The following is a 23,573-nucleotide window of genomic DNA, read 5'->3' as shown; positions in this document are numbered from 1 at the left end:
GGGGGCCGACAGATGAATTGGGGAACGATGCTGAGGCGGACCCGAGGGACCGGACCGGCCGCTTCGGGCAGCATGTCGGCCGGGGAGATCGGTTCGAACGACCCCCGGGAGAGGCAGCTTCGCCAGTTTTTGAACGAATCCCAGGTCGTGGCGGACCGGTTGTCGGCTGTTGTCGAGGAGGTGAACGCGTCCATCCGGCGGTTGACCGAGATCGCGGACGAGTCCAACCGGCAGGAACGCCAACTGGAAGCAAGCAGCCGGCTGGCGGTCGAGCGGATCGAACGCGCCTTCGCCGCGCTGCAGCAGGTGGCGGCTGCCGCCGATCAGATTCGTTCGTCGACGGCCGATCTCCGCCGGGAGAGCGAGGAGACGAAGCAAGTTGCGCTTGAGGTGCGCAAATCGCTGCAGGCGACCGACGAAGTCATGCGCAAGCTCGAACGCGACAACGCGGAGATGGGTGAACGGGTAAGCGAGTTCGTGTCGCACGCTTCGCGCATCGAAGAGATCAACCGGTTCCTGCGCGAGGTTGTCTCCCAGACGTCGCTGCTGGCGCTGAACGCTTCGATCGAAGCGGCGCACGCGGGGGAAGCGGGGCGGGGCTTCGGCGTAGTCGCCCAAGAGATCAGACGGCTGGCCGAACAGAGCCACGGAGCGGTCGAACAGTCGTCGAAGCTGCTGGCTTCCATCGAGCAGGGCGTCGGCCAGGTGGAACGGGCGGTGCGCGACGAACGGACGGCCGTCCTGCAGGGAATGGCCGAGATGCAGGCGGTCAAGGACCGGATGGATCTGATTTTCCAACGGACGCTTCGGGTGCACGATCTGGTGGCGTCGGTGGAGCAAGCCAGCTTGTCGCAATCGAAGCTGACTGCCGGTTCGGCCGAGCTGCTGGAGCAGGTGGTCGCTGCGGTCGGCGGCAACCAGGAGCTGGTGGACGGAACGGTCAAGCTGATGGACCGCCAGCGCGGCCAGATCGGCAAGCTGCAGGATATCAGCGGGAACCTCCAGCAGGCGTCCGGAGAGCTGGTGCAATCGATTCAGGCGTTCGGCGCGGACGCTTCGGAGCACAGGCTGTCGATGTCCCGCGAGGAGATGGTCCGGCTCATCCGGGGAATCGCCGGCAGAGAAGGTTTGCTGAAGCTCGATCCCGATGGCCATGCGGCAATCTTGCGCCAATACAAACGGGAGCATGCTCAGATCGAGGCGATCTGGTCCAACCGGGACGACGGGACGTTTATATTCTCGGAGCCGGCGGCCGGCCTGCTGAACGCCAAACGCCGGGAATGGTGGATTCGCGCGATGGAGGGCGAGCTTTACATATCGGAGATCTACGTGTCGGCCATTACCAAAAGGCCGTGTCTAACGGTCTCGCTTGCCATAACGGGAGGAAACGGCGAACGGATCGGCGTGGTCGGCATCGACTTGAGCGTGGACAGCGAGAGATAAGCATGGGCGATTGAAAGCGAAATTTGCACAGGAGCAGGGGGAGGGGCATCCCAATGTCCAAGATGAGCGGAATGACGGGGGAAGCCGCGCCGCTGGACGTCAACTCCCGAAAACCGGCGGACGTGTACTCGTTCCTTCAAGCGTATATCGAGCGGAAAGAACAGAAGATCGCCGAACTGGAGCAAATCGTCGAACGTTACTTGACAAAAAGAATGGCCGAGGAGCAGGCTTATCGCCGCATGTCCCCGATCCGCAGAATGTTTGCGGGGAAAAAGCCGGATCACCAATTCGCCGTCGAGTACTTTCTCCATGTCAAGAAACCTCTGGAGCAAATCCGTCTCCTTCGCCAAGAGGCGGAGGCGGCCAAGGAGCTGTTCGCCCGCAACAACGGCGGCGTGGAATAACTGACGGCCCCTACACATAAACGATTTTCGTAAACATGCCCCCGAGTCCGGGGGCTTTGTTGTTGGAGGTATGGTGCGGCATATGGCAGTGCAGCGCCCAGGAACCGGGATTGTTCGCGTGAAATTCGACATCCCAGGTCTCGCCCGAGGCGACGGGAATCGTATTTTTCCAGACGCGGTTCGCATGGGCGATCGGATGGCCGTCCGCCCCGCTCACGGCGAACGGATGGCCGTGCAGATGCATCGGATGCGCGTTCATCATAAAATTCGCGAACCGCAGCCGCACCGCATCGCCTTGCCGCACCTGAAGCGGACTGGTATGCGGGAAGCAGCGTCCGTTGATCGTAAAGAAGTTGAAGCTCTCCGATTCCGGGTCGGCCGGGTAAATCCCGGGGGCGACCGACTCGGGAGGCATTCCGGGGAGGCGGAACTCCTGCAACATCATGAAGTAGTCCCGCTGCACCCGATCCCGGTACGGATTCGTGTCCAGGACGATGAAGCCTCCGCCCATCCCCCGCATCTCCTGCCTGGCACTCCAATGCGAATGATACATATACGTGCCGGGAGGATTAACGATTTTGAACCGGTATTCGAAGGATTTGCCGGGATCGATGCGCGGGGACGGTTCGGCATCGGGAACGCCGTCCATCGCATTGGGAATGAACAATCCGTGCCAATGCACGCTGGTGGGTTCCGGCAGACGGTTGGCGACGCGGATGCATACGTAATCTCCGGGCTCGACCACAATCGTCGGCCCGGGCAGCAAGCCGTTGTAGCACCACGTCCGCAGGATGACGCCCGGCAATATTTCCCGTTCAACAGGCTCCGCCGTCAGGTCGAAATATTTGACTCCGCCCCGGGTTACGTACGGGGCGTTCGGAATGTCCGGCGTAACGACCGTATCGTTCATGGGTACCTCCCGGTTTCGGGTTTCGCAGGGCTAACATGATTACTTGTATGCGGGATAAGGAGGCGGCATGCCCGGACGCGCAAACGAAAAACCTCCCGGACGATGTCGGGAGGTTCGCGGATTTAAGCGGGTCGTCTATGGCCGAAGGCCGCGCATCAGAAATTCGACGGTCTCGTCGATCTCCCGCCGGTCGTCCCAGTCCGCATCCGGCGCCATGATATAGCGGGGGAGAAGGTAACCGATGACGGCGCTTGCGCACAACCGGACGGCGGTCAGCGGAGGCATCGGGCGAATCTGCCCTTCCCGCTGAAACCGTTCGATTACGGGGACGATTTTTTCGAGCACGCGCGGCATCACATGTTGCTTGAATCGCTCCCGGAGCTCGGGATGGAACGGGATTTCCTGCAGCAGAATCTGGACCATCGGTTGGTTCCGTTTGAGAAACTCGATCCGGTTCTCGATCACGGCTCGAAAAAACGACTCCGGGGTGGCGTGCGGAGCGTCGAGCACTTTGACGAAATCGCGGATCACAAACGGCGCGAGCATCTTGCTCATGATCGGCGCCACGATGGCGTACAGCAAATCTTTTTTTGTCTTGTAGTGACGGAATATCGTTCCTTCGGCAACTTCGGCCTTGCGTGCGATATCGCTGGTGGAGGCGGCGGCATATCCTTTTTCGGCGAACACTTCGACCGCGGCCGCGACGATTCGGATCTGCTTGTCGGTCATGCGCGTATCCCCGTTGTAAGCGTCGATCAGCTCCTGAATCCACGGGTCCCGGTTCGGTTGTTCGGACATCGGAATCACCTGCCTCGTTATTGTCGAATGGAAGAACGCCGCCGGTTTGTCCGCGTTCGGCGTCTATAATTTCCGGTGCTTGCGAAGAGCTGCGACATTCAGCAGCATAAACGCGAACGAAAAGCCGAGCAGGACGAATACGTCCCGGGCGATGGCGCTCCAGCCCAACCCGCGCACCATCACGTCGCGCAAGGCGTCGGCGCCGTAATACAGCGGCATCCCCCAGTGAATCCAGCTCAGCCAATCGGAGATGGTATCCAGATTAAACAAACCCGAGAAAAAAATCTGGGGGACGATAACCAGCGGAATAAATTGTATCATCTGAAACTCGTTGTTCGCAAACGACGACAGCAGCACGCCGAGCGACAGGGCGGTGATGGACAACAGGATCGTGATCAGCAGCACGTAGCCGAACGAGCCGGCCATCCGCATATCGAGCACGGCGATCGCGAAGGCGGCGATCAGACAGGCTTGCAGCACGGTAAACAGGCCGAAGCCCCCGATATAGCCGGCCACGATCTCCCACCGCCGGATCGGCGAGGCGAGCAGCCTTTCGAGCGTGCCTCCGGTTCGCTCCCGGAGGAAGGCGACGCCGGCCATCAGGAAGACGAAGAAAAACGCGAATACACCGATAAGAACGGGTCCGAAGGAATCGAACGGCGCCAGGTCGGCATCGCCGTACACATACTCGACTTCCGGAGCCTGCGGTGCGGGCGCGTTCTCCGCTTCGGGACGAACGCTCTGGAGAACGCTCTGAAGCAGCGTGACGACAGCGCGGGAGACGTTCGGATCACTTCCTTCGATCGTCAGCTTGGGCCGTCCGTCTTCGAGTTGCAAGTACGCGTCCAGCCGGCCGTCGCGCAGGCGCTCCGGCGCGGAGGCCGCGTCCCGGTCGACGGCGGCCCCCCGCTCCAGCAACCGGGTCTCGACCGCGGCCGGGACGGACGAGTCAAGCGCGATCGCCGGCTTGAACGGTTCGCCCTGGAATACGAGGGACATCAGAAACAGAATCAGCATCGGCGCGATAAACATCAGCGCAAGCGAACGCTTGTCGCGGCGGAACTGGCGGACGATACGCAGCATCAAAGCGCGGATTCTCACGATGACGCACCTCCTCCGTAGACGAGAAACGCCGCTTCGATCGTGTCCGCCCCGGCTTCGCGCTTCAGCTCGTCGGGCGTGCCGACGGCGATCACCCGGCCGTCGCGGATCATCCCCAGCCGATGGCACCGGTCCGCCTCGTCCATGACGTGGGTCGTCACGACGATGGAGACGCCGTCCGCCGCGAGCCGAGCCAGCTCCGCCCATATCGACTGGCGGATGACCGGGTCGATGCCCACCGTCGGCTCGTCGAGCAGGAGCAGCTCCGGCCGGTGAAGCAGCGACGCGGCGAGCGACAGACGCCGCTTCATGCCGCCGGAGAAGTGCCGGACCTGCTTGCGCCTGTCGGCTTCGAGGCGGACCAGCTCCAGCGCTTCGGCGATTCGCCGGCTCCGTTCGCCGCCCCGAAGACCGTACAGGCTGGCGAAGAAATCGAGGTTTTCCTCCGCGGTCAGCTCGCCGTACAAGGCGTCGGATTGAGCCATATAGCCGATGCGCGCCAGATTCGACCAGTCCGGCATGCGGCGGCCGAGGACGGTGACCGATCCGCCGTTCGCTTCGTCCATGCCGGCGATCAGTCTTACAAGCGTGGTCTTGCCGGAGCCGGACGGTCCGAGCAGGCCGAATATTTCGCCGGCTCCGACGGAGAGGCGGATATCCGACAAGATGGCCCGGCCGTCGATGGTGCGTCCGGCCCCGTCCACCAAGACGCGGGGAGAAGTGTCACTCATGGGTGAACCTCCTTCGGGACGAGAGTGAGTAATCACTCATTTTCTGTTTCAAGAACAGTATACTTGTTGTCGGCCGGGTTGTGAAGTGAGTAATCACTCATTTTTTTGCCGGCTTTCTCCGAATCGCCGGAGTCTGGCGTCCCCCGCCCCATCCTCGCAGGCTGCGGGCGGGGGAGCGCACGTCACGTATGCTTCAGCTCGGTCGCCGTGCGCAGCTCGAACGCATACCGGTCCAGATCGGGCAGGCCGAGCCGGCGGGCGATGCCGATGGCCTGCTCGATATCGTAAGGAACGCGGACGAACGTAAAGGAGAAGCTGCCGGCGGCGTTCCCGTCCGAGGCGTCCCGGCCGCCGCTCCCGGATTCGCTCTCCCCTTCCAGGATCACGTAGCCGGCTTGCGCGATGCCGTCGTAAGGCAACCCGACGCTGCCGGTATTAATCAATTGCAGACCTCGCTTGACCGGAGGGGAAGCCGATTTGTTTTTGCGGTAGACGATCTCGTGATAGGCCGTATGGATGTCGCCGTAGACGACAACGTCCGGCGTTCGTCCGTCGGGCGTTTCTCCGGTCGCCGCCGTATGATCGAACATGGCGAGCTTGGCGTCCTTCGGCGCCTTCCGCTGCACGCGGTGGTAGATGCTTTCCGCGGACGCGTGGAACAAGCGGATCAGCCTGCCGCTCAGCCGCAGATCGACGTGAAAGGGCAGCGACAGGAGATAGGCGACGTCTTCGTCGCGCAGCCGGTCGCGCTGCCAGATGCCGCCCGGCTTTGTCTGGGGCAGCGTGATGCCGTGGTCCCAATTGCCCTGCACGACCGCCTCGCAGGTCTCGCGAACCCTCTCGATCGCTTCGACGGGCTCCGGGCCTTTGCCGACGAGGTCGCCCAGACAGATGATGCGCGATATACCGCGCTTCCGAATGTCCGCCAGCGCCGCTTCCAGCGCGGGCATATTTCCATGAATATCCGATAGGACGGCGATTCGCTCCAACAGGTCCGACTCCTTCCGATCCGCTTAATCGCGGCCGTTCTATTTGTTGTATGGGATTCGATGAAAACTTTGCTCTTCTAGAATATTGTAGCATGCCGCCGCGCGTACGGCACGAATGCCGCGAGGGGCCGCCGGTTCGGAAGGTTCGGAACGCCCGTCCCGAATCGGCCGTATAAAACAGCAACGTCCGTATTGAAGCGGGAGGGGAATTTCGAATGAACGAACAAGAGTGGCGCGAGGCTCTGGCTCAAGCGATCCGGAACAAAGGCAAGAAGAGCAGGCTGGAATCCCGGATCGCCCATCTCCGCGGCCAGCTTCGCGCCGAGGAGAAGCGGGTCGTGGAGCTGATGGTTCAGTTGGACCGAGAGCAGGAGGATGTGCGCAAGCTGACGAGCCTCAGTTGGACCAATCTGTTCCATACCTTGCTGCGCAGCAAGGAGGAGCAGTTGGAGATGGAGCGGCAGCAGGCGCTGGCGGCGGCGCTTCGCCTGCAGGAGTCGGAGCGGACCGTCGGGGAGCTGAAGCAAGAAATTGCGGAGCTGCTGGAGCAATTGTCGGGCGTGGACGATGCGGAGCGGCAATATCAGGCGTTGCTCGCCGTGCGCGAGCGGCAGCTTCGGGAGAGCGGCGACCCGCAGGCAGAACGGCTCATGAGGCTCGATGAGCGGATATCGGAAGCGGAGATGCGATTGAAGGACGTGAAGGAGGCGAAGCTCGCCGGCAATAGGCTGAGGTCTGCGCTAAGCGCGGCCGAAGAATGCCTGAGCCAAGCAAGCGGCTGGGGCCAGTGGGATATGCTCGGCGGCGGCACGGTCAGCACGCTGGTCAAACACAGCCATCTCGACGACGCCCGGGAGCATGTGCATCGCGCCCGGAGGCTGCTCGACCAGTTCCGCAAGGAACTGGAGGATTTGCGGATGACGGCGGAGCTTGAACTGGAGACGGGAGGATTCGCCAAGTTCGCGGATTTTTTCTTCGACGGGCTGATTGCGGACTGGATCATGCAGAACCGGATCGAGCAATCCCGGTCGCAGGTTCGGCGTCATCTGCAGGCGGTGGGCGCGCTGCTGCGCCGGCTTGACGAAAGCCAAGCGGAGGCGGAGCGCGAGCTTGCCCGATTGAAGCTGGAGAGGACGGACCTGCTGGAAGGAAGATAAGCGCGGCTCCCGAATCCGCCCCGAGACCGAGACCGCTTTCCGACCGCTGAAGGTTGGGACGGAGACCGTGTCCGTGTTACAATGGGGTCAAATGGATTTCCATCCGATCGGCAGCATGAGAGGGGGTTCGGGCATGAAGAACAACTGGCCGGGAAGAATGATACCCGGACTTATCTTAATCACGATCGGCACTCTATTCCTGCTCGAAAGATTCGGCGTGCCTGTACCCGATATCGGAACCTTGATCGGCACCTACTGGCCGGTCATTCTGATCGTGATAGGCTTGAAGGCGCTGATCGGCTGCAACCGGAGATCGAATTGGGTCTGGGGGATCGCACTTACGATGCTTGGCGTCGTATTCCTCAGCAACCGCGTCGGTTGGTCGGCCGATATCGATTTCGGCGATATCGTCAAGATGGCGGTGCCGATCGTGCTGATCGCGCTGGGTATTCGCATGTTGTTCGGCCGTCGGGGCAACGGAGGCTCCGATCCCGTTCCGCCGCCTTTTGCCGGAGACGGACGCGGGCTTGATTACGGGTCCCGTTCCGAACCGGACGCGCCCGTCTGGCCCGACCCGTCGGCCAAAGCCGCCGGGACGCCTATCGCGGGCATCCCCAGCGAGCTTGACGAACGTTTCCCGCTGGAAGACGAACCCGCCGATCCGGCGGCGCGGCCTGCGGCCGCCGAACCGAATCCGGAGCGGCCCACGGGCGAGACTTCTCCGGGAGGCGGCGGTCACGCGGGGACGACGGATCATTCGGCGCCGGGCGGCCCGCCTCCTTATTGGACGCCTCCGTGGAAGGCTTTCGGGGATCCCCATGCGGCGAGGGAAGCGCGGCGGGAATGGAAGCAGCAGCGGAAAGAGTGGAAGCAGCGGTGGCGCGAAGAGCTTCATGCGCGCCACACGCCTACGTGGGCGCAGTGGGGGAACCACTACGGGCACCGCAACGGTGTCGAGCATCGCTCCAGCTTTATCGGCGATATCCGGATCGGTCAATCCTACTGGGAGCTGAAGCCGCTGTCGATCTCGCATTTCATCGGCGACACCGAGCTGGATCTGACCAAGGCGCATATTCCGGACGGGGAGACGCGCGTGCAGGTATCCGCTTTTATCGGCGACGTTAAAGTGTATATTCCCGACGATCCGGAGATCGAGGTCGTGGTCCGGGCGGATTCGTTTATCGGCGACGTTACGCTGCCGGAAGCCGGGCCGAGGCAGGGCCGGGACTGCGAGAAGAAGGTCGTTTTCCATATTAGCCTGTTTATCGGCGATGTGAAGGTGAAGCGCCTCTCATGATCCGCCAATTGCGCAATGTGCTTCTGAGTCCCAAATGGCAACTGATCGGCTATTTTTTGCTGGCGCAAATTTTTCCTGCGGCAGCGTGCATCGCCTTTTGGCTTGTTTTCGGCAACGTGCTGACTCCGCCCGTCCTGATCGGCACGATGGTCGTTATCGGCCTGACGGGCGGCCTTATGGTGGGCTATATGGCCTCACGCAACATCCAGCGCAAGCTGGACGTGCTTCATCTGGCCTTTTTGCAAGTGGACAAAGGCAAATTCTCCATCCGCATCCCGCTGGAATCGGGCGATCCGTTCGAGCAGGTGTATGCGGATTTCAACAATATGGCGGAATCGCTGGAATCCAAAGCCAGGACGCTGCAAAAAGTAAGCGGGGAGCAGAACGTGGCGGAAGCGGAAACGGCGGAGACGGCGGTTCTGGAGGAACGCAAGCGTCTCGCCCGGGACCTGCACGATACGGTCAGCCAGCAGTTGTTCGCGCTGCACTTATCCGCCTCATCCCTGGAAAAGCTGTTGGAACGGGGGGACCTGAGCAAATCCCAAGGGCTGTCCGGTCAGCTTGTCCGCCTGTCGCACCAGGCGCAGCAGCAGATTCGCGGCTTGATCGCTCAACTGCGCCCGCTTGAGCTGGAAGGCCGTTCGCTGCGGGAGGCGCTGGAGAAGTGGTTCCCCGATTTTTGCAGACAAAACGGCTTGCAGGGCATGCTTCAGCTTCACGTGCAGGACTTGGCCGATGCCGTGGAGCATCAACTGTTCCGGATCATTCAGGAAGCGATGGCGAATATCGTGAAGCATGCGCAGGCCTCCCGGGTCGAGCTGTCGCTCGCCGAGCGGGATAGCCAGATCGTGCTTCAACTGACGGACGACGGCAAAGGATTCGTGTCCGGCACGGCAGGCCAAGGCCGGTACGGGCTTTCTTCGATGCGGGAGCGGGCGGAGAAGCTGGGCGGGCAGTTCGAACTGCTAAGCCGGCCGGGCTCCGGGACGAGGGTCGAGGTAAGGGTTCCGTTATTCGCAAGCATCGCCAATACGGCAGAAGGGGAAACGGGTCATGAGCGAGCGCATTAAAATTATGATTGTCGACGATCACGAGATGGTGCGGTTCGGGCTGCGCACGTATTTGACGATGGAGGACGATCTGGAGGTCGTCACGGAGGCGAGCGACGGAGAAGAAGCGGTCCGTCTGTTCGAATCCGGTCTTCCGGACGAGCCGAATCTCGTGCTGCTCGATCTGCACATGCCCCGGATGAACGGGGTGGAGACGGCGCAGCGGCTGATGGCGATCCGTCCGGGGCTGCGCATCGTCATGCTGACGAGCTTCCTGGAGGATGACCAGGTGGTCAAAGCCATCGAAGCGGGAGCGGTCAGCTACGTGCTGAAGACCGTCAGCTCGGAGGAGCTGGTGATGGTGATCCGCAACGCGGCCAAAGGCATGCAGGTCATGCGTCCGGAAGTGTCCCAGGCGCTGGCGCGCGGCTTGCGGCAGCGGATGGCGGAGAACGAGGACGAGGAGTTTACGCCGCGCGAGAAGGAAGTGCTGCTGCTGATCGCGGAAGGCAAGTCGAACAAGGAAATCGCCGACGAGCTTCATATCAGCATCAAAACCGTCAAAACGCATGTCAGCAATCTTCTGATGAAATGCGAGCTGGAAGACCGCACGCAGTTGGCCGTGCTGGCCCACCGCAAAGGCTGGGTCGGCGCATAACCGCCCGCCGCGGGGCGCATCCTACCGGATGAAGGAAAGGAGACGAACGCATGATTCCTTTACAATCCGGCTTGGAGCGCAAGGAAGAAGAACTGGCGGGCTTCAAGCGTTATCTGGAGAACGCCCACGGCTTCGCCCTCGGAGGCAATTGGGATTACGACCGGGGCTCGTTCGACAAGGCGCTGGACGAAGAACATAAAGTGTGGCTGCGCATTCCGTTCGAGGTGACGCGCGGGCGGCTCGATTCGGACCAGGTCAGCGCGGAGACGAATATCGTGATCGGGACGCCCTTCGTGCTGAAGCATCTGTACAACGAAGGCAACGATCTGGATGCGTCGTCGATGCTGGCGTCCGGGCTGGTCAATCAGTTCCAGGCTCCCGTCGACAAGGACGCGGACATCGAGCCGGAATGGGTCGAAGAAGCGAAGGCGCAGTTGAACAAGGTGGAGGAAGGCTGGCGCCAATCCCGTTGAGCAACAATCTGGGCTCCGTAAGGAGCTTTTTCTTTTGCGCGGGGTACGGCCTTGTACTTGCCTTGAAACTTTCAGTAAGGTTTTAACCTTTTTTAAGGTGGGTTTAAGGTTGGTGGCGCATGATAAGAATCGTACAAAGGAGGAGATTAGGATGAGCGAAAGAAATGATAGACCTTTTGACGATTTCTTCAAGCGCGAATCGGACCCTGCACATAACGAGCAACCGGAGGGCGGCAACGCGACGAAGCCCGAACGCCCTTCTTATTATTACGCGTACGGCCCTTACAAATCCGGCGGAACAGACGAAGCCGGCCCGCAGCAAGCCAGCACGACCTATACGAACGAAAACGGACGGACGGAGCGGGCCGACCTTCACGCGCCGAATCTTCCGGTCTCCCCGAACTGGAGCGACGGACGGGAACCCGTCAAAACGCCGAACCACGTATTCGTTCAAGGCTCGAATCCGTGGCAATTCAACGGCGGGGCGGCTCCCAAAAAAGGAGGAACGTTCAAAGTCGCGGTCCTCTCGATGCTGGCGGGTGTACTGGCAATGGGGAGCCTGATGTTCGCTTCCGACCGGCTGAACTGGTTCGGCGGAAGCTCCGGCGGCGGCTCCTACTCGGCGAACGGATCCATCCGCACGGTTAATGCCGAAGGCACGATCGCCAGCTCGAACGCCGGCGGGGAAATCCGGCCCGGCAACATCGCCGATATGGTGGAGAAGGTAAGCCCGGCGGTCGTGCTGATCGAGACGTACTCGTCGAGATCGAGCCAATCCCAGTTCAACAGCGACATCTTCCGTTATTTCTTCGGCGACGGCTTCAGGCAGTCCCCGAACCAGAATCAGGAGAAACAGCCGACCGGCATGGGGTCGGGCTTCATCTTCGACAAAGCGGGCTACATCCTGACGAACGAACACGTCATCTCCGGCGCCGAGGAAATTTACGTCACGCTGCAAGGGCAGAAGGAGAAGTTCAAAGCCGAGAAGCTGGGAACGTCCAGAGAGTTGGACCTGGCCGTAATCAAAATCAGCGGCAACGACAACTTCCCGACCTTGCCGCTCGGCGATTCGAGCTCGCTGCGCGTCGGCGACTGGGTTACGGCGATCGGCAATCCCGGCGGCTTCGACCATTCCGTCAGCGTCGGCGTCTTGAGCGCAAAAGAACGCGAGATCCGAATCCAGGACCAAAACCAGGTTCGCCGCTATCAGCACTTGCTGCAGACGGACGCGGCGATCAACCCCGGCAACTCCGGCGGGCCGCTGCTCAACCTGGCGGGCGAAGTGATTGGCATCAACACCGCCGTCAGCTCCGACATGCAAGGCATCGGGTTCGCGATTCCGACGAGCACGATTACGGAAGTGCTGGATAATCTGAAAAACAACGTGAAGACGCCGACTCCGTTCATCGGCATCAATATGGCCAACCTGAACGACGAGCTGAAGCAGGAGCTCAAGCTCGACAGCACCGAGGGCGTCATCATTTCTTCGGTCGTCCAGGGCGGACCGGCCAGCAAGGCGGATCTCCAGCCGTGGGACGTCATTATCGAGCTGAACGGCGAAAAGGTGAAAAACACCGAAGACGCTCTGGCCAAGGTGAAAAAGTTCCAGGTCGGCCAGCGAATCACGGTTACGTTCGTCCGCGACGGCCAGAAGCTGACGACCGCGCTCGTCGTCGGGGACCGCACGCAATTCGGATATTGAGAAGCATGCCGCATACAGCCGCATAACAACGGAAGCAGGACCGGCGCGTCCTGCTTCTCGCATATTCGGGACGTTTCTGATAGGATGAGGAAGCGGGGGTGTCCGGGATGAGGGAAAAAATATTGGTGGTGGACGATGACGAGAAGATCACGTCCATGCTCAGACGCAGTCTGGCGTTCGAAGGGTATACGGTGCAGACGGCTCCGAACGGGCTGGAAGGATTGAAGCAGCTTCTGCAAGGAGACTTCGATCTGATGATTCTCGATGTGATGATGCCGCAGGTCGACGGCTGGGAAGTGTGCCGCCGCGTGAGGGAGGGCGGCAGCGACGTGCCGATTCTGATGCTGACGGCGAAGGACGAGGTGGCCGACCGCGTGAAGGGGCTCGATCTCGGCGCCGACGATTATCTGGTGAAGCCGTTTGCGTTGGAGGAGCTGCTGGCGCGCGTGCGGTCGCTGCTCCGCCGGCGTTCCGAGCGGGCGGGAGATTCGGGCAACCGGCTGTCGTTCGAGGATGTCATTCTGGATTTGGACGCGCGCGAGGTGATCCGGGGCGGACGCCGGCTGGAGCTGACGACGAAGGAATTCGACCTGCTGCACCTGTTCATGCAAAACCCGAAGCGGGTGCTGTCCCGCGACGTGATCATGGAGAAAATATGGGGCTACGACTTCAGCGGGGAGTCCAACGTCTTGGAAGTATACATCGCGCTGTTGCGCCAAAAACTTGAAGAAGGCGGCGCCAAGCGCATCATCCAGACGGTGCGCGGCACCGGTTACGTGTTGCGGGGAGACTGATCGGGATGAGCATCAGGCTGCGCCTTACCATCTGGTATACGAGCATATTGGCGGCCATGCTGCTCGTATTCGGAACCGGACTGTATTGGGGACTCGATTATAAGCTGAACCGGGACATGAAGCGGGACCTGGAACGGGCGGCCATGAACGTCATTCAGAGCATTGACCTGCGGCCTTCGTTTTTTGGCCGGTCGGTATCCGTCTCGCTTCCGGACGTCAATGCCTTTCAGTCCTCGAACGTCTTCATCCAGATTGTCAACACGAATCTCCACGTCGTCGCGAGGTCGAGCAATCTGGGCAATTCGACGATCGTCTTGCCGCAGGCGCATTACGAGAAGTCCGTCAACAGCAGCGGACCTTTTTACGAGACGATCTCCTTAAGCGGCAACAAGCACGATCTGGTCACCTTGTATGTGCCGATGCGCATCGAAGGGCAATTCTTCGGTCTGCTGCAGGCGACGTCGTCCATGGAGAGCATCGACCGGCTGCTGGATCAAGTGCTTCTCCTGCTGGGGGTCGGCGCCGCGCTGACGATCGTGCTGGCCGCGTCGTTCGGATGGTTTCTCGCCCGCAAGGCGCTCAGCCCGATCGACAGCATCATCACGGCGGCCAATCGGATCGAGGCCGGCCAGGATCTGCAGACCCGGATCGAGTACAAGGGACCGCAGGATGAAATCGGCCGGCTCGTGCTGACGATCAACGGCATGCTTGAGCGCATTCAGCACGCCTACACGGAGCTGGACGAGGCATACCGGGCGCAGCGGAGATTCGTGTCGGACGCGTCGCACGAGCTGCGGACGCCGCTGACGACCATTCGCGGCAATGTGGACTTGCTGGAGAAAATGTGGAAGAAAACCCGGGAGAACATGCAGCTTCTGACGGAGTCGGGCGAAGGCGATCCGGATGACAAAAGGGCGCAGGTGGAGATGTCGCTGGAGGCGATGCGCGACATCGCCGCCGAGTCGGAGCGGATGAGCCGGCTGGTGAACGACATGCTGTCTCTGGCCCGTGCGGACGTCGGCATCCGCCTCGAGAAGGAGCCCGTCGAGCTGAAGCCGATGGTCGAGGAAGTCGTGCGGCGCGCGGCCATGCTGCCGCGCAAGGCCGAGTGGATTCCCGGCGACTTGTCGCCGCTGGAAGGGCTGCGGGTGATCGGCAGCCGCGACCATCTGCAGCAGCTGCTGTTCATCTTCATCGAAAATGCGTTCAAGTATACGCCTTCCGGCTGGGTCCGGCTCGATGTGCAGCGGGAGGGGAACCAGATCGGCTTCCGCATCGAAGATACCGGCATCGGCATGGACAAGGACGAAGTGCCGCATATATTCGAGCGGTTTTACCGCGCCGATCCGTCCCGGGGCAAGACGAGCGGCACGGGCCTGGGCTTGTCCATCGCCAAATGGATCATCGACGAGCACGGCGGGTCGGTCGAGGTGTTCACGAGGCTGGACGAAGGGACGGCGTTTGTGATCTGGCTGCCGCTGGCGGAGGAACGGCCGTCCGCATCCGATCCGCCGCTGTGAAGCGGAGGGAACCGCCTGCGGCTGTGGGCCCGGAGGCGGTTACTTCCCGGATGGGCGCGGATCGCGTCGTGCCGGAGACGGACGGCAGCGGGCACGCGGGCGCGAGCCGCAGCGCCCGGCCCCGCATGCGAGGCTGTGCCGGGCTTCCGATACGCCGCCGGCTTCGGCGGGCAATAAAAAGGACTGCCGCGCGGCAGTCCTTCGTTTATGTCGGCGCCCCGCTCCGCGTTACAGCACGTAGCGGGTAATTTCGCTGACTTCTTTGCGGGGCAGTTTTTTGGGGTTCTCCTTCGGGTAGCCCAGGGCGATTACCATATTGATCTGCTTGTCCGGCTCAATGTCCAGATACTTCCTCAGCCGCTCCGACGCCAGAAGCACCGGGCCGGTCATCGGGCAGGTGGCCAGCCCTTTCGCGTGGGCGGCCAGCATCAGGTTTTGCGCGGCCAGGCAACTGCTTTTGATTCCTTCCTCTTCCCACACCGAGTCGGGCACGAGCCGGATCGGTTCGAAGATTTTTTCCCGGAACTTGGACTGGTAAGGCGTCGCCAGACATACGATCAGCACGGGAGCTTCGGAAAAGGCGGTCGCATACGGACCGAAGGAGCGGGTCAGCAGCCGTCCTTCCTTCTCGAACCCGTTCGCCGCCGCTTCCGCCGCTTTTTCGTTCAGGGCGTCCCACGTCATCGCCTCGATGTCCTTGATCTTCTCCCGGTTTTTTACCACCACGAATTCCCAGGTCTGCGAGTTGGTATCGCTGGGCGCGTATCTCGCGCAGTCGATGATGTCCTCGATATCTTCGACCGATACGTCCTGCTCCGTAAATTTGCGGATGCTGCGCCGGCCGTGAATGATCTCTTTGAATGCGGCAAAATCCATATTGAAAGCTCCTTTTGTCTGTTTTCACCTTTGTCATTATAACGCAAAATGGCGGAAGGCCACCAGCCGCCCCTGCTCCTGCCCGCCCATCGTCCCGTGCAACGGGAAAACATGCGGTTGCGTTCGTCGAAACCGGCCCGCCCCCCGCAGAAAATCCGGCCGCAGCACCCCCGATTCGACAAACGCAGCGAGAAAAAATGGCTTGCACGCGTTGCGCGCATGTTGCGTTTTGAATGCGGATTGGCGATGATGGGAGGAGAGAAATGGCAAGCCGCTAGGGGAGGCATTCGGAAATGGCGGATTTGCTGCGCGTGGAGAAGTTGACGGGCGGATACTCGTCCGCGAAGCCGGTGCTGAGAGAGGTTTCGTTCGAGGTGCGGGCCGGCGAGATGGTCGGCTTGATCGGACTGAACGGCGCGGGGAAAAGCACGGCGATCAAGCATATTCTGGGGCTGCTGCTGCCGCATGCGGGCGAGATTCGCGTCGGCGGGCGCACACTGGCGGAAGCGCCGGATACGTACCGGGCGGGCATGGCCTACGTGCCGGAAACTCCGCTGCTGTACGAGGAGCTGACGGTGCGCGAGCATCTGCGGCTGGCGGCCATGGCATACGGCCTGGAAGAAGCGGCGTTCGCGGAGCGGGCGGACGAGCTGGCCGAATCGTTTGACATGCGCCGGGCGCTCGACCGTCTGCCGTCGCAGTTGTCGAAAGGCATGCGCCAGCGCGTGATGATGATGACGGCGCTGCTCGTGCGGCCTTCGCTGTACGTGATCGACGAGCCGTTTCTCGGCCTCGATCCGCTGGGGGTGCGCACGCTGCTCGACTGGATGGCGGCGCGCAAGCGCGAGGGGGCGGGGCTGCTCGTCTGCTCGCATCTTTTAACGACGCTGGAGGCTTATTGCGACCGCTTCGTGCTGCTGGCGGACGGTCGGGTCCGGGCCGCGGGAAGTCTCGACGATCTGCGCGAAGCCGCAGGCATGCGCCGGGGCGCGGGGAGTCTGGACGAGGCGTTTTTCCGGCTGATCGGAGGCGGGCCGGCGTGAGCGGGCGGCGGAAACGGCCGAAACATGGAAAATCCCCGGGGGAAGCCCGGTTCCCGTTGGACGGGCTTGCGCTCCGGAAGCGCCGGTCGGCCGAGTTTTGGCGGTTCGCCGCCCCGTATCTGCGCGAAGCCGGCGGATCGCTGCCGGGTTTGCTCGCCATAAGCGGACTCGGCATATATCTGTACAGGTCCTTTTTGTCGGACATGCCCGAGAACTTCCCGACGATAGCGGTGTTGACGGCCGCGCTCGGGTGCGTGGCCGTCTGGACTCCGATCCGGACGTACGTGCGGGAGCCCGACCGGGTCTATCTGATGCCGGCGGAATCCGCGCTGGGCGGGTACTTTAAAGCGGCCCTGCGCTCGGCGTTCTGGTGGCAGGCGGCGCTGGCGGCGGCGCTGCTGTGGATCGCGTGGCCGCTGTACCGGGCCGGCGGCGGAGAACAGCCGTACGGGCTGGTGCTGGCGGTGCTCTGGCTCGTCAAAGCGTTGAACGTGTATGCGGTCTGGCAGCAGACGTATCTGCGCGAGCAATCGCATAGGCGTCTGGCGGCGGCCGGGCGGGCGGTTGCGACGTTCGCTTCCGTCTATGCGGCGCTTGCGTATCCGGCTCCGGTCGCGCTGATCGCGGCCGGCGTATGCTTTGTCGTCTGGTTTTGCGCGGTTCTGCGGATTCCTCCGCGGCACAGCCTCGGCTGGGAAACGCTGATCGATCTGGAGCGGCGGCAGCGGCTCCGGTGGATCTCGGCGCTCAACCCGTTCACCGACGTGCCGAGGGAAGAAGCGGCGGTCAAGCGCCGAGGCGCGCTGGGCCGACTGGCGAGGATGATCCCGATGCGCGAGCGTTACGCGTACGATTATTTGTATGCGCTGACTTGGCTGAGATCGGAGCTGTTCGGGATGACGGTCCGGCTGACGGCGTTGGGGGCCGTCTTGCTTGTCGCGGTTGACGGGAACTGGCAGCGCGCGGCGGTGTACGCGGCCGCCGCCCTGCTGACCGGCAGACAGTTGCGGGAACTGGCGGCTTTTCATCCGGGATTCGGCTACGGTCCGACGCTGTCTCTGCCGCCGGAGCGCCGCCAGGCGTCCTTGCGCCGCGTGACGTTCGTCCTGCAGGCCGCCGCGCTGACCCTTATGCTCGCCGCGGGAATCGCCGGGGGCTGGAGCCTCGGGTGGGCGGTCGGGACATGGGCTCCGGCCGTCGCCGCTTCGTACGCGTACACGCGGCGGATCGCCGGCGCGCAAGGTGGCCCCCGCCGGCCATATCCGTTATACTGGAGATAGACAATGGATGGCTTGGAGGAATCCCGCTCATGGAAGTGTTGAAAATAACCCCGCGCGGCTACTGCTACGGCGTCGTCGACGCGATGATGCTGGCCCGCCAGACCGCGATGAACTTCAATTTTCCAAGGCCGATTTATATTTTGGGCATGATCGTGCACAACCGACACGTCACCGAGGCGTTCGAGCAGGACGGCATCATTACGCTGGACGGCCCCAACCGGCTCGAAATATTGGAGAAAATCGAGAAGGGGACGGTTATTTTTACGGCTCACGGCGTATCTCCCGAAGTGCGCAAGCGAGCTCGGGACAAGGGATTGACCGTCGTTGACGCCACCTGTCCCGACGTGACGAAGACGCATGTGCTGATCGAGGAGAAGACGGCTGCGGGCTATCATGTCATTTATATCGGCAAGAAGGGCCATCCCGAGCCGGAAGGCGCGATCGGCGTAGCCCCGGACAAGGTGCACCTGATCGAACGGGAGGAAGAGATTGAGAAGCTGGATATCCCCACGGACAAAATCGTCATTACGAACCAGACGACGATGAGCCAATGGGATATCAAACACATCATGAACCGGCTTCTGGAGAAATACCCGCAAGCCGAGATTCACAACGAGATCTGCCTGGCGACCCAGGTACGCCAGGAAGCGGTCGCCCAGCAAGCGGGCGAATGCGATCTGGTGATCGTCGTCGGCGATCCGCGAAGCAACAATTCCAACCGGCTCGCTCAAGTGGCGGAGGAGATTGCGGGAACGCGCGCCTACCGGATCGCCGATCTGTCCGAGCTGAAGCGGGAATGGCTCGAAGGGGTGCGCAAAGTCGGCGTCACGTCCGGCGCTTCGACGCCCACGCCGATTACGAACGAAGTCATCGCCTATCTGGAGCAGTACGATCCCGAAAATCCGGAGACTTGGCCGATCCGCCGCACGATCGACATGAAGCGCCTCCTGCCCAAACCTCGGGCACCCAAGGCGTCTTCGGCGGAATAAGCATACGATGGCAGCAAGCCGTTTCCTGCGGAACCGCCGCGGGGAACGGCTTTTTGCGCGGAGGCAATAATAAAAAGGGTTGACGGATGAGCGGTCATCGGCTATAGTTACTTTATCGAGTAAAAGCTTAAAAGCGTATAAGCGTTGAAGCGTATAAGCGTCTAAGTACGAAAGGAGAAGCCGGAATGATCGCCATTACCTCCAACACCATTTCCGATGAACGGCTGCAGGAGATCGTCGCCCATATCGAGAAGCACGGCGTAAAAGCCCATGTGTCCCGAGGCACCGACCGTACCGTCATCGGCATTATCGGCAAAGCCGATCCGAAGCTGGCGGAGCAGCTCCGCCAAATGAAAGGAATCGAAAACGTCATTAAAATCTCCAAATCCTACAAGCTCGCCAGCCGGGAATTTCATCCGGACGATACCGTGATCGAGATTAAAGGAGTGAAGATCGGCGGCGACGAGCTGGTCGTGATGGGCGGTCCGTGCGCGGTCGAGTCGCCGGAACAGATCGACGAGATCGCCCGCCTCGTGAAGGCTTCGGGCGCGCAGGTGCTGAGGGGCGGCGCCTTCAAGCCGCGGACCGGCCCCTACAGCTTCCAGGGCATCGGCGTGGAAGGGCTTGTGATGATGGCCGAAGCGGGCAAAAAGCACGGCCTTCTGACCATCACGGAAGTGATGACGCCCGAATACGTCGACGTCTGCGCCGAATACGCGGATATTTTGCAGGTCGGCACGCGCAACATGCAAAACTTCGATCTGCTGCGCAAACTGGGCACATGCGGCAAGCCGGTTCTGCTGAAGCGGGGGTTCAGCGCGACGTACGACGAATTCCTCAATGCGGCGGAATATATCCTCGCCGGAGGAAACCCGAACGTCATGCTGTGCGAGCGGGGCATCCGGACATTCGAGACGTACACGCGCAACACGCTGGATCTGGCGGCCATTCCGGTACTCAAGCAGCTTAGCCACCTGCCCGTCATCAGCGATCCGAGCCACGGCACGGGACGCCGGGAACTGGTCGTGCCGATGACGAAAGCATCCGTCGCCGCGGGAGCGGACGGCTTGATTATCGAGATGCATACCGATCCCGACAACTCGATGACCGGCGACGGCGTACAATCGCTGTTCCCCGACCAGTTCGCGAATTTGCTCCAGGATCTGGAGAAGCTTGCCCCGCTGTGCGGCAAGACGTTCGCCACGCCGAAACAGCCGATCAACATCTGAATCGAACAGGCGCATCGTCCTTATTCCACGGACGGTGCGCCTGTTGCTTGCGCCGGGCTTTCCGCCCGGCGCAAGGACGCCCGGCGCTTCGCCGCAGCGGCGCCGTTTTGACCCGCCTTGCCGGGAGACGTCCTGCCGTTCACGATTTGTTCACATTCCCGAACGTTCGGCTTCCGAAAATAACGGGATGGCGATCGGTTCGGTTGCGGAGGGAATGGCAAGCTCCATGTCCCCTTGACGAAGGAAAACACAGGAAAAGACAAAGCAAAACGGCCTTGTTTTACGCATTATTTGTCGGATAATTTCGAATTTTCTACTGTTTGTGTAAGAAAACCTTACATAGACATAAAAAATACCTTACATAACTATTGACTAGATAAAAATCGCCGTACTATAATAGCGACATGGAATAAACAAAACTTGAACAATGATCGGCAGATCTGCGATGAATGTTCGGAATTTGGGAGGAGAATAATCAATGTCTGTACAAAACGTTCTGAAGTTGATCAAGGACAACAACATTGAATGGGTTGACTTCCGTTTTGTCGACCTGCTCGGTCGCGCGCACCATATTTCGCTGCCGGCAGCCGAAGTGGACGAAGCTACTTTCGAAAACGGCGTCGCGTTCGACGGTTCGTCTATCACCGGCTTCCGCGGAATCGAAGAATCCGACATGGTCATGATGCCGGATACGGAATCGGTTTTCATCGATCCGTTCACCGCTCATCCGACCCTCAATATCATGTGCAACATCCACACGCCGGACGGCGAGCGTTATGACCGCGACCCCCGTTCCATCGCGCAAAAAGCCGAAGAGTACCTGCAAAAATCCGGCGTAGGCACGGCTGCATACTTCGCTCCGGAATCCGAATTTTTCATCTTCGACGACGTTCGCTTCGAGACGGGCATCAACAAATCCTACTTCGAAGTCGATTCCGAAGAAGCGTTCTGGAACACCGCCCGCAAAGAAGAAGGCGGCAACCTGGGCTTCAAGGTTCGCCAAAAAGGCGGATACGTGCCGGTTCAACCGGTTGACACGCAGCAGGACATCCGTTCCGAAATGTGCCGTCTGCTGATGGAGTCCGGACTGCGCATCGAGCGCCATCACCACGAAGTGGCGACCGCGGGTCAAGGCGAGATCAACTTCCGTTTCGACACGCTGACCAAAACGGCCGACAACCTGATGAAATACAAATATATCGTGCACAACACCGCCCGCCAATACGGCAAAGTCGCCACGTTTATGCCGAAACCGCTGTTCGGCGACAACGGAAGCGGCATGCACGTTCACCAATCGATCTTCAACGGCGACACTCCGCTGTTCTATGAAAAAGGCGGTTACGCGAACCTGAGCGATCTGGCGATGTACTACATCGGCGGCATTCTGCACCACGCTCCGGCTCTGATCGCGATCACGAACCCGTCGACGAACTCGTTCAAACGTCTCGTTCCGGGTTACGAAGCGCCGGTTAACCTGGTCTTCTCCAAAGGAAACCGTTCCGCAGCCATTCGTATTCCGGTCGCAGCGGTTACGCCGAAAGGCTGCCGCATCGAGTTCCGTACGCCGGACTCCACGGCTAACCCGTATCTGGCGTTCGCGGCCATGCTGCTTGCCGGTCTGGACGGCATCAAAAACAAACTCGATCCGCGTGCCCTCGGCTACGGACCGTTCGACAAAAACATCTATGAATTGTCCGACGCGGAAAAAGCGGAAATCCGCAGCGTTCCGGGTACGCTCGACGAAGCGCTCGACGCGCTGGAAGCGGACCATGCGTTCCTGACGGAAAGCGGCGTATTCTCCGAAGACTTCATCAAAAACTACATCGAGCTGAAACGCGCGGAAGCGAAATCGGTATCCATCCGCATCCACCCGCACGAATACTCGCTGTACTTCGATTGCTGATCGGCCTTTATCCCAGATTGCAGCCTCCGGGATTCGTTTCGGAGGCCTTTTTTATGCCCGCGCTTGGGTTTGACCCTGCGGTTCGGATTCGGTTAACATGATAGCAAACGAGAGCGACAGGAGATTTGCCACATGAACGGACCGATACCGATTCACCTGCTGACGGGTTTTCTCGGGAGCGGCAAGACGACGCTGCTGAAGCATCTGCTGGACCAATGCAAAACTCGCGGATTGACGGCGGCCGTCGTCATGAACGAGCTGGGCGAAGTGAACCTCGACGGGGAGGCGCTCGGCGAGGGAGTGCCGATGCGGGAGATGCTGAACGGCTGCGTCTGCTGCACGGTGCGGGACAATCTTGCCGAGACGCTGGAGGAGCTGGCCGACGAGGTGCGGCCCGACGTGATTTTTGTCGAGACGACGGGGGTTGCCAATCCGGTTGAGCTGCTCGATGCGGTCACGGAACTGCCGATTGTGGAGCGCGTCCGCCTTAAGTCGGTGGTCACCGTCGTGGACGGCCCCCGCTTCCTGGAGATGGAGCGCCGTCTGGGCGGAGCCGGACGCACGGCGAAGCTGATGCGGGCCCAGATCAAATATGCGAACCTGCTGATTCTCAACAAAACGGACTTGATGGACGAATCGTCGCTGGCTGCTCTGGAGCAAATGCTGGACGCAATCAATCCGGCTGCGGACAAAATCGCTGCGGTATACGGCCGAGTCGGCTTCGAGCGGCTGGAGACATTGGCCGCGGAACTGGCCGTTAAACCGAAGGACGCGGAAAGCGGCGGCGGGGACCGCCTCCCCGGCGATCACGAATGCGGCGAGCAGTGCGATCACGAGAGTCATTCCCGGCATCATCGCCGGGAGGGGGAGGCTCACGTTCACGGCAGCCACGGCCATCTGATGGTCGTCACCTACCGGTTGGACGGCCCTGTCAACCGGGTTCGCTTCGAGCAGGCGCTGCGCTGTCTGCCCGCCGAAGTGCTGCGGGCCAAAGGCATCGTGAGGTTCGACGATACGCCCGGCCGCGTGATGTTCCAGTACGCTTACCGGGAGCCGATGTTCATTCGCGTCAATCCGTTGTTCTCCGTTCCGGACGTCGCGGTATTTATCGGGGAGAGGCTGCCGAAGGACATGCTGGCCTCGCTGATCGAGCAGGCTATGGCTTGACGCCTATCGAACGGAAATGCTATTATAAACTGTATGCAATGGCAAACGGATTCGTTGCGT

At 61.0% G+C, this 23,573-nt stretch carries 22 protein-coding genes; 16 read left to right on the top strand and 6 right to left on the bottom strand.

Annotated features, from left to right (window positions below; genetic code table 11):
* Nucleotides 1-12 precede the first annotated feature (12 nt).
* Nucleotides 13-1,443, top strand: a complete 1,431-nt coding sequence (locus FE781_RS03485; protein WP_138788243.1) for a methyl-accepting chemotaxis protein — start codon at nucleotides 13-15, stop codon at nucleotides 1,441-1,443.
* A 53-nt stretch (nucleotides 1,444-1,496) separates the two neighbouring features.
* On the top strand, nucleotides 1,497-1,847 hold the full coding sequence (locus FE781_RS03480) for a hypothetical protein (RefSeq protein WP_246068019.1): 351 nt from the start codon (nucleotides 1,497-1,499) through the stop codon (nucleotides 1,845-1,847).
* A gap of 10 nt (nucleotides 1,848-1,857) precedes the next feature.
* On the opposite strand, the gene FE781_RS03475 is transcribed toward FE781_RS03480, so the two are convergent.
* The 5 genes from FE781_RS03475 to FE781_RS03455 form a co-directional block, all read right to left on the bottom strand.
* The gene (locus tag FE781_RS03475) at nucleotides 1,858-2,757 is read right to left on the bottom strand and encodes a multicopper oxidase family protein (RefSeq protein WP_138788242.1); all 900 of its coding nucleotides are present in this window, start codon (nucleotides 2,755-2,757) and stop codon (nucleotides 1,858-1,860) included.
* A 135-nt stretch (nucleotides 2,758-2,892) separates the two neighbouring features.
* The gene (locus FE781_RS03470; protein ID WP_138788241.1) at nucleotides 2,893-3,555 is read right to left on the bottom strand and encodes a TetR/AcrR family transcriptional regulator; all 663 of its coding nucleotides are present in this window, start codon (nucleotides 3,553-3,555) and stop codon (nucleotides 2,893-2,895) included.
* A gap of 63 nt (nucleotides 3,556-3,618) precedes the next feature.
* The gene (locus tag FE781_RS03465; RefSeq protein ID WP_138788240.1) at nucleotides 3,619-4,656 is read right to left on the bottom strand and encodes an ABC transporter permease; all 1,038 of its coding nucleotides are present in this window, start codon (nucleotides 4,654-4,656) and stop codon (nucleotides 3,619-3,621) included.
* Complete coding sequence (locus FE781_RS03460; RefSeq protein WP_138788239.1) at nucleotides 4,653-5,387, bottom strand: ABC transporter ATP-binding protein; 735 nt, start codon at nucleotides 5,385-5,387, stop codon at nucleotides 4,653-4,655. Before FE781_RS03460 ends, FE781_RS03465 begins: the two co-directional genes overlap by 4 nt.
* Before the next feature lie 182 nt (nucleotides 5,388-5,569).
* Nucleotides 5,570-6,376 carry a metallophosphoesterase family protein gene (locus FE781_RS03455; RefSeq protein WP_138788238.1) on the bottom strand — a complete coding sequence of 269 codons (807 nt, stop codon included), beginning with the start codon at nucleotides 6,374-6,376 and terminating at the stop codon, nucleotides 5,570-5,572.
* Nucleotides 6,377-6,591: 215 nt separating this feature from the next.
* Between FE781_RS03455 and FE781_RS03450 the strand changes: the two genes are divergently transcribed.
* The 8 genes from FE781_RS03450 to FE781_RS03415 all read left to right on the top strand — a co-directional run bounded on the left by FE781_RS03450 (nucleotide 6,592) and on the right by FE781_RS03415 (nucleotide 15,026).
* A complete protein-coding gene (locus tag FE781_RS03450; RefSeq protein WP_138788237.1) occupies nucleotides 6,592-7,533 on the top strand; it encodes a coiled-coil domain-containing protein in 942 nt (313 codons plus the stop codon).
* A 133-nt stretch (nucleotides 7,534-7,666) separates the two neighbouring features.
* Nucleotides 7,667-8,830, top strand: a complete 1,164-nt coding sequence (liaF, locus tag FE781_RS03445; RefSeq protein WP_170209403.1) for a cell wall-active antibiotics response protein LiaF — start codon at nucleotides 7,667-7,669, stop codon at nucleotides 8,828-8,830.
* Nucleotides 8,827-9,900, top strand: a complete 1,074-nt coding sequence (locus FE781_RS03440) for a HAMP domain-containing sensor histidine kinase (protein WP_138788235.1) — start codon at nucleotides 8,827-8,829, stop codon at nucleotides 9,898-9,900. Before liaF ends, FE781_RS03440 begins: the two co-directional genes overlap by 4 nt.
* A complete protein-coding gene (locus FE781_RS03435) occupies nucleotides 9,884-10,537 on the top strand; it encodes a response regulator (RefSeq protein ID WP_138788234.1) in 654 nt (217 codons plus the stop codon). Before FE781_RS03440 ends, FE781_RS03435 begins: the two co-directional genes overlap by 17 nt.
* A 50-nt stretch (nucleotides 10,538-10,587) precedes the next feature.
* Nucleotides 10,588-11,010 carry a YugN family protein gene (locus tag FE781_RS03430; protein ID WP_138788233.1) on the top strand — a complete coding sequence of 141 codons (423 nt, stop codon included), beginning with the start codon at nucleotides 10,588-10,590 and terminating at the stop codon, nucleotides 11,008-11,010.
* A gap of 151 nt (nucleotides 11,011-11,161) precedes the next feature.
* Nucleotides 11,162-12,712, top strand: a complete 1,551-nt coding sequence (locus FE781_RS03425; protein ID WP_138788232.1) for a S1C family serine protease — start codon at nucleotides 11,162-11,164, stop codon at nucleotides 12,710-12,712.
* 107 nt (nucleotides 12,713-12,819) lie between these two features.
* Nucleotides 12,820-13,506, top strand: coding sequence for a response regulator transcription factor (locus FE781_RS03420; RefSeq protein ID WP_138788231.1), 687 nt, complete (start codon nucleotides 12,820-12,822; stop codon nucleotides 13,504-13,506).
* Between the two features lie 5 nt (nucleotides 13,507-13,511).
* On the top strand, nucleotides 13,512-15,026 hold the full coding sequence (locus tag FE781_RS03415) for a sensor histidine kinase (RefSeq protein WP_138788230.1): 1,515 nt from the start codon (nucleotides 13,512-13,514) through the stop codon (nucleotides 15,024-15,026).
* 228 nt (nucleotides 15,027-15,254) lie between these two features.
* Here FE781_RS03415 and FE781_RS03410 read toward each other — a convergent pair whose 3' ends face one another.
* On the bottom strand, nucleotides 15,255-15,902 hold the full coding sequence (locus FE781_RS03410) for a nitroreductase family protein (RefSeq protein WP_138788229.1): 648 nt from the start codon (nucleotides 15,900-15,902) through the stop codon (nucleotides 15,255-15,257).
* Nucleotides 15,903-16,195: 293 nt separating this feature from the next.
* Between FE781_RS03410 and FE781_RS03405 the strand changes: the two genes are divergently transcribed.
* The 6 genes from FE781_RS03405 to FE781_RS03380 all read left to right on the top strand — a co-directional run bounded on the left by FE781_RS03405 (nucleotide 16,196) and on the right by FE781_RS03380 (nucleotide 23,513).
* Nucleotides 16,196-16,945: an ABC transporter ATP-binding protein gene (locus FE781_RS03405; protein WP_138788228.1), complete on the top strand. Its 750-nt coding sequence runs from the start codon at nucleotides 16,196-16,198 to the stop codon at nucleotides 16,943-16,945.
* On the top strand, nucleotides 16,942-18,225 hold the full coding sequence (locus FE781_RS03400) for an ABC transporter permease (protein ID WP_138788227.1): 1,284 nt from the start codon (nucleotides 16,942-16,944) through the stop codon (nucleotides 18,223-18,225). Before FE781_RS03405 ends, FE781_RS03400 begins: the two co-directional genes overlap by 4 nt.
* 29 nt (nucleotides 18,226-18,254) lie before the next feature.
* A complete protein-coding gene (locus FE781_RS03395) occupies nucleotides 18,255-19,214 on the top strand; it encodes a 4-hydroxy-3-methylbut-2-enyl diphosphate reductase (RefSeq protein WP_138788226.1) in 960 nt (319 codons plus the stop codon).
* A gap of 185 nt (nucleotides 19,215-19,399) precedes the next feature.
* The gene (gene aroF, locus FE781_RS03390) at nucleotides 19,400-20,443 is read left to right on the top strand and encodes a 3-deoxy-7-phosphoheptulonate synthase (protein WP_138788225.1); all 1,044 of its coding nucleotides are present in this window, start codon (nucleotides 19,400-19,402) and stop codon (nucleotides 20,441-20,443) included.
* Nucleotides 20,444-20,921: 478 nt separating this feature from the next.
* Nucleotides 20,922-22,346: a type I glutamate--ammonia ligase gene (gene glnA, locus FE781_RS03385; RefSeq protein WP_138788224.1), complete on the top strand. Its 1,425-nt coding sequence runs from the start codon at nucleotides 20,922-20,924 to the stop codon at nucleotides 22,344-22,346.
* A gap of 132 nt (nucleotides 22,347-22,478) precedes the next feature.
* Nucleotides 22,479-23,513, top strand: a complete 1,035-nt coding sequence (locus tag FE781_RS03380; RefSeq protein WP_138788223.1) for a CobW family GTP-binding protein — start codon at nucleotides 22,479-22,481, stop codon at nucleotides 23,511-23,513.
* The last annotated feature ends 60 nt before the right edge of the window (nucleotides 23,514-23,573 follow it).

Source organism: Paenibacillus thermoaerophilus (genome assembly GCF_005938195.1).
Classification (GTDB): domain Bacteria; phylum Bacillota; class Bacilli; order Paenibacillales; family Reconciliibacillaceae; genus Paenibacillus_W; species Paenibacillus_W thermoaerophilus.
This window is presented reverse-complemented; position numbering and strand designations above follow the sequence as displayed.

What these genes read in the sequence shown, in the direction of transcription:
- FE781_RS03380 (WP_138788223.1), top strand. Translation starts at nt 22,479, where the DNA reads ATGAACGGACCGATACCGATTCACCTGCTGACGGGTTTTCTCGGGAGC.
- FE781_RS03435 (WP_138788234.1), top strand. Translation starts at nt 9,884, where the DNA reads ATGAGCGAGCGCATTAAAATTATGATTGTCGACGATCACGAGATGGTG.
- FE781_RS03425 (WP_138788232.1), top strand. Translation starts at nt 11,162, where the DNA reads ATGAGCGAAAGAAATGATAGACCTTTTGACGATTTCTTCAAGCGCGAA.
- FE781_RS03430 (WP_138788233.1), top strand. Translation starts at nt 10,588, where the DNA reads ATGATTCCTTTACAATCCGGCTTGGAGCGCAAGGAAGAAGAACTGGCG.
- FE781_RS03395 (WP_138788226.1), top strand. Translation starts at nt 18,255, where the DNA reads ATGGAAGTGTTGAAAATAACCCCGCGCGGCTACTGCTACGGCGTCGTC.
- FE781_RS03460 (WP_138788239.1), bottom strand. Translation starts at nt 5,387, where the DNA reads ATGAGTGACACTTCTCCCCGCGTCTTGGTGGACGGGGCCGGACGCACC.
- FE781_RS03440 (WP_138788235.1), top strand. Translation starts at nt 8,827, where the DNA reads ATGATCCGCCAATTGCGCAATGTGCTTCTGAGTCCCAAATGGCAACTG.
- FE781_RS03405 (WP_138788228.1), top strand. Translation starts at nt 16,196, where the DNA reads ATGGCGGATTTGCTGCGCGTGGAGAAGTTGACGGGCGGATACTCGTCC.
- FE781_RS03470 (WP_138788241.1), bottom strand. Translation starts at nt 3,555, where the DNA reads ATGTCCGAACAACCGAACCGGGACCCGTGGATTCAGGAGCTGATCGAC.
- aroF (WP_138788225.1), top strand. Translation starts at nt 19,400, where the DNA reads ATGATCGCCATTACCTCCAACACCATTTCCGATGAACGGCTGCAGGAG.
- FE781_RS03420 (WP_138788231.1), top strand. Translation starts at nt 12,820, where the DNA reads ATGAGGGAAAAAATATTGGTGGTGGACGATGACGAGAAGATCACGTCC.
- FE781_RS03410 (WP_138788229.1), bottom strand. Translation starts at nt 15,902, where the DNA reads ATGGATTTTGCCGCATTCAAAGAGATCATTCACGGCCGGCGCAGCATC.
- FE781_RS03415 (WP_138788230.1), top strand. Translation starts at nt 13,512, where the DNA reads ATGAGCATCAGGCTGCGCCTTACCATCTGGTATACGAGCATATTGGCG.
- FE781_RS03485 (WP_138788243.1), top strand. Translation starts at nt 13, where the DNA reads ATGAATTGGGGAACGATGCTGAGGCGGACCCGAGGGACCGGACCGGCC.
- FE781_RS03480 (WP_246068019.1), top strand. Translation starts at nt 1,497, where the DNA reads ATGTCCAAGATGAGCGGAATGACGGGGGAAGCCGCGCCGCTGGACGTC.
- FE781_RS03450 (WP_138788237.1), top strand. Translation starts at nt 6,592, where the DNA reads ATGAACGAACAAGAGTGGCGCGAGGCTCTGGCTCAAGCGATCCGGAAC.
- FE781_RS03475 (WP_138788242.1), bottom strand. Translation starts at nt 2,757, where the DNA reads ATGAACGATACGGTCGTTACGCCGGACATTCCGAACGCCCCGTACGTA.
- liaF (WP_170209403.1), top strand. Translation starts at nt 7,667, where the DNA reads ATGAAGAACAACTGGCCGGGAAGAATGATACCCGGACTTATCTTAATC.
- glnA (WP_138788224.1), top strand. Translation starts at nt 20,922, where the DNA reads ATGTCTGTACAAAACGTTCTGAAGTTGATCAAGGACAACAACATTGAA.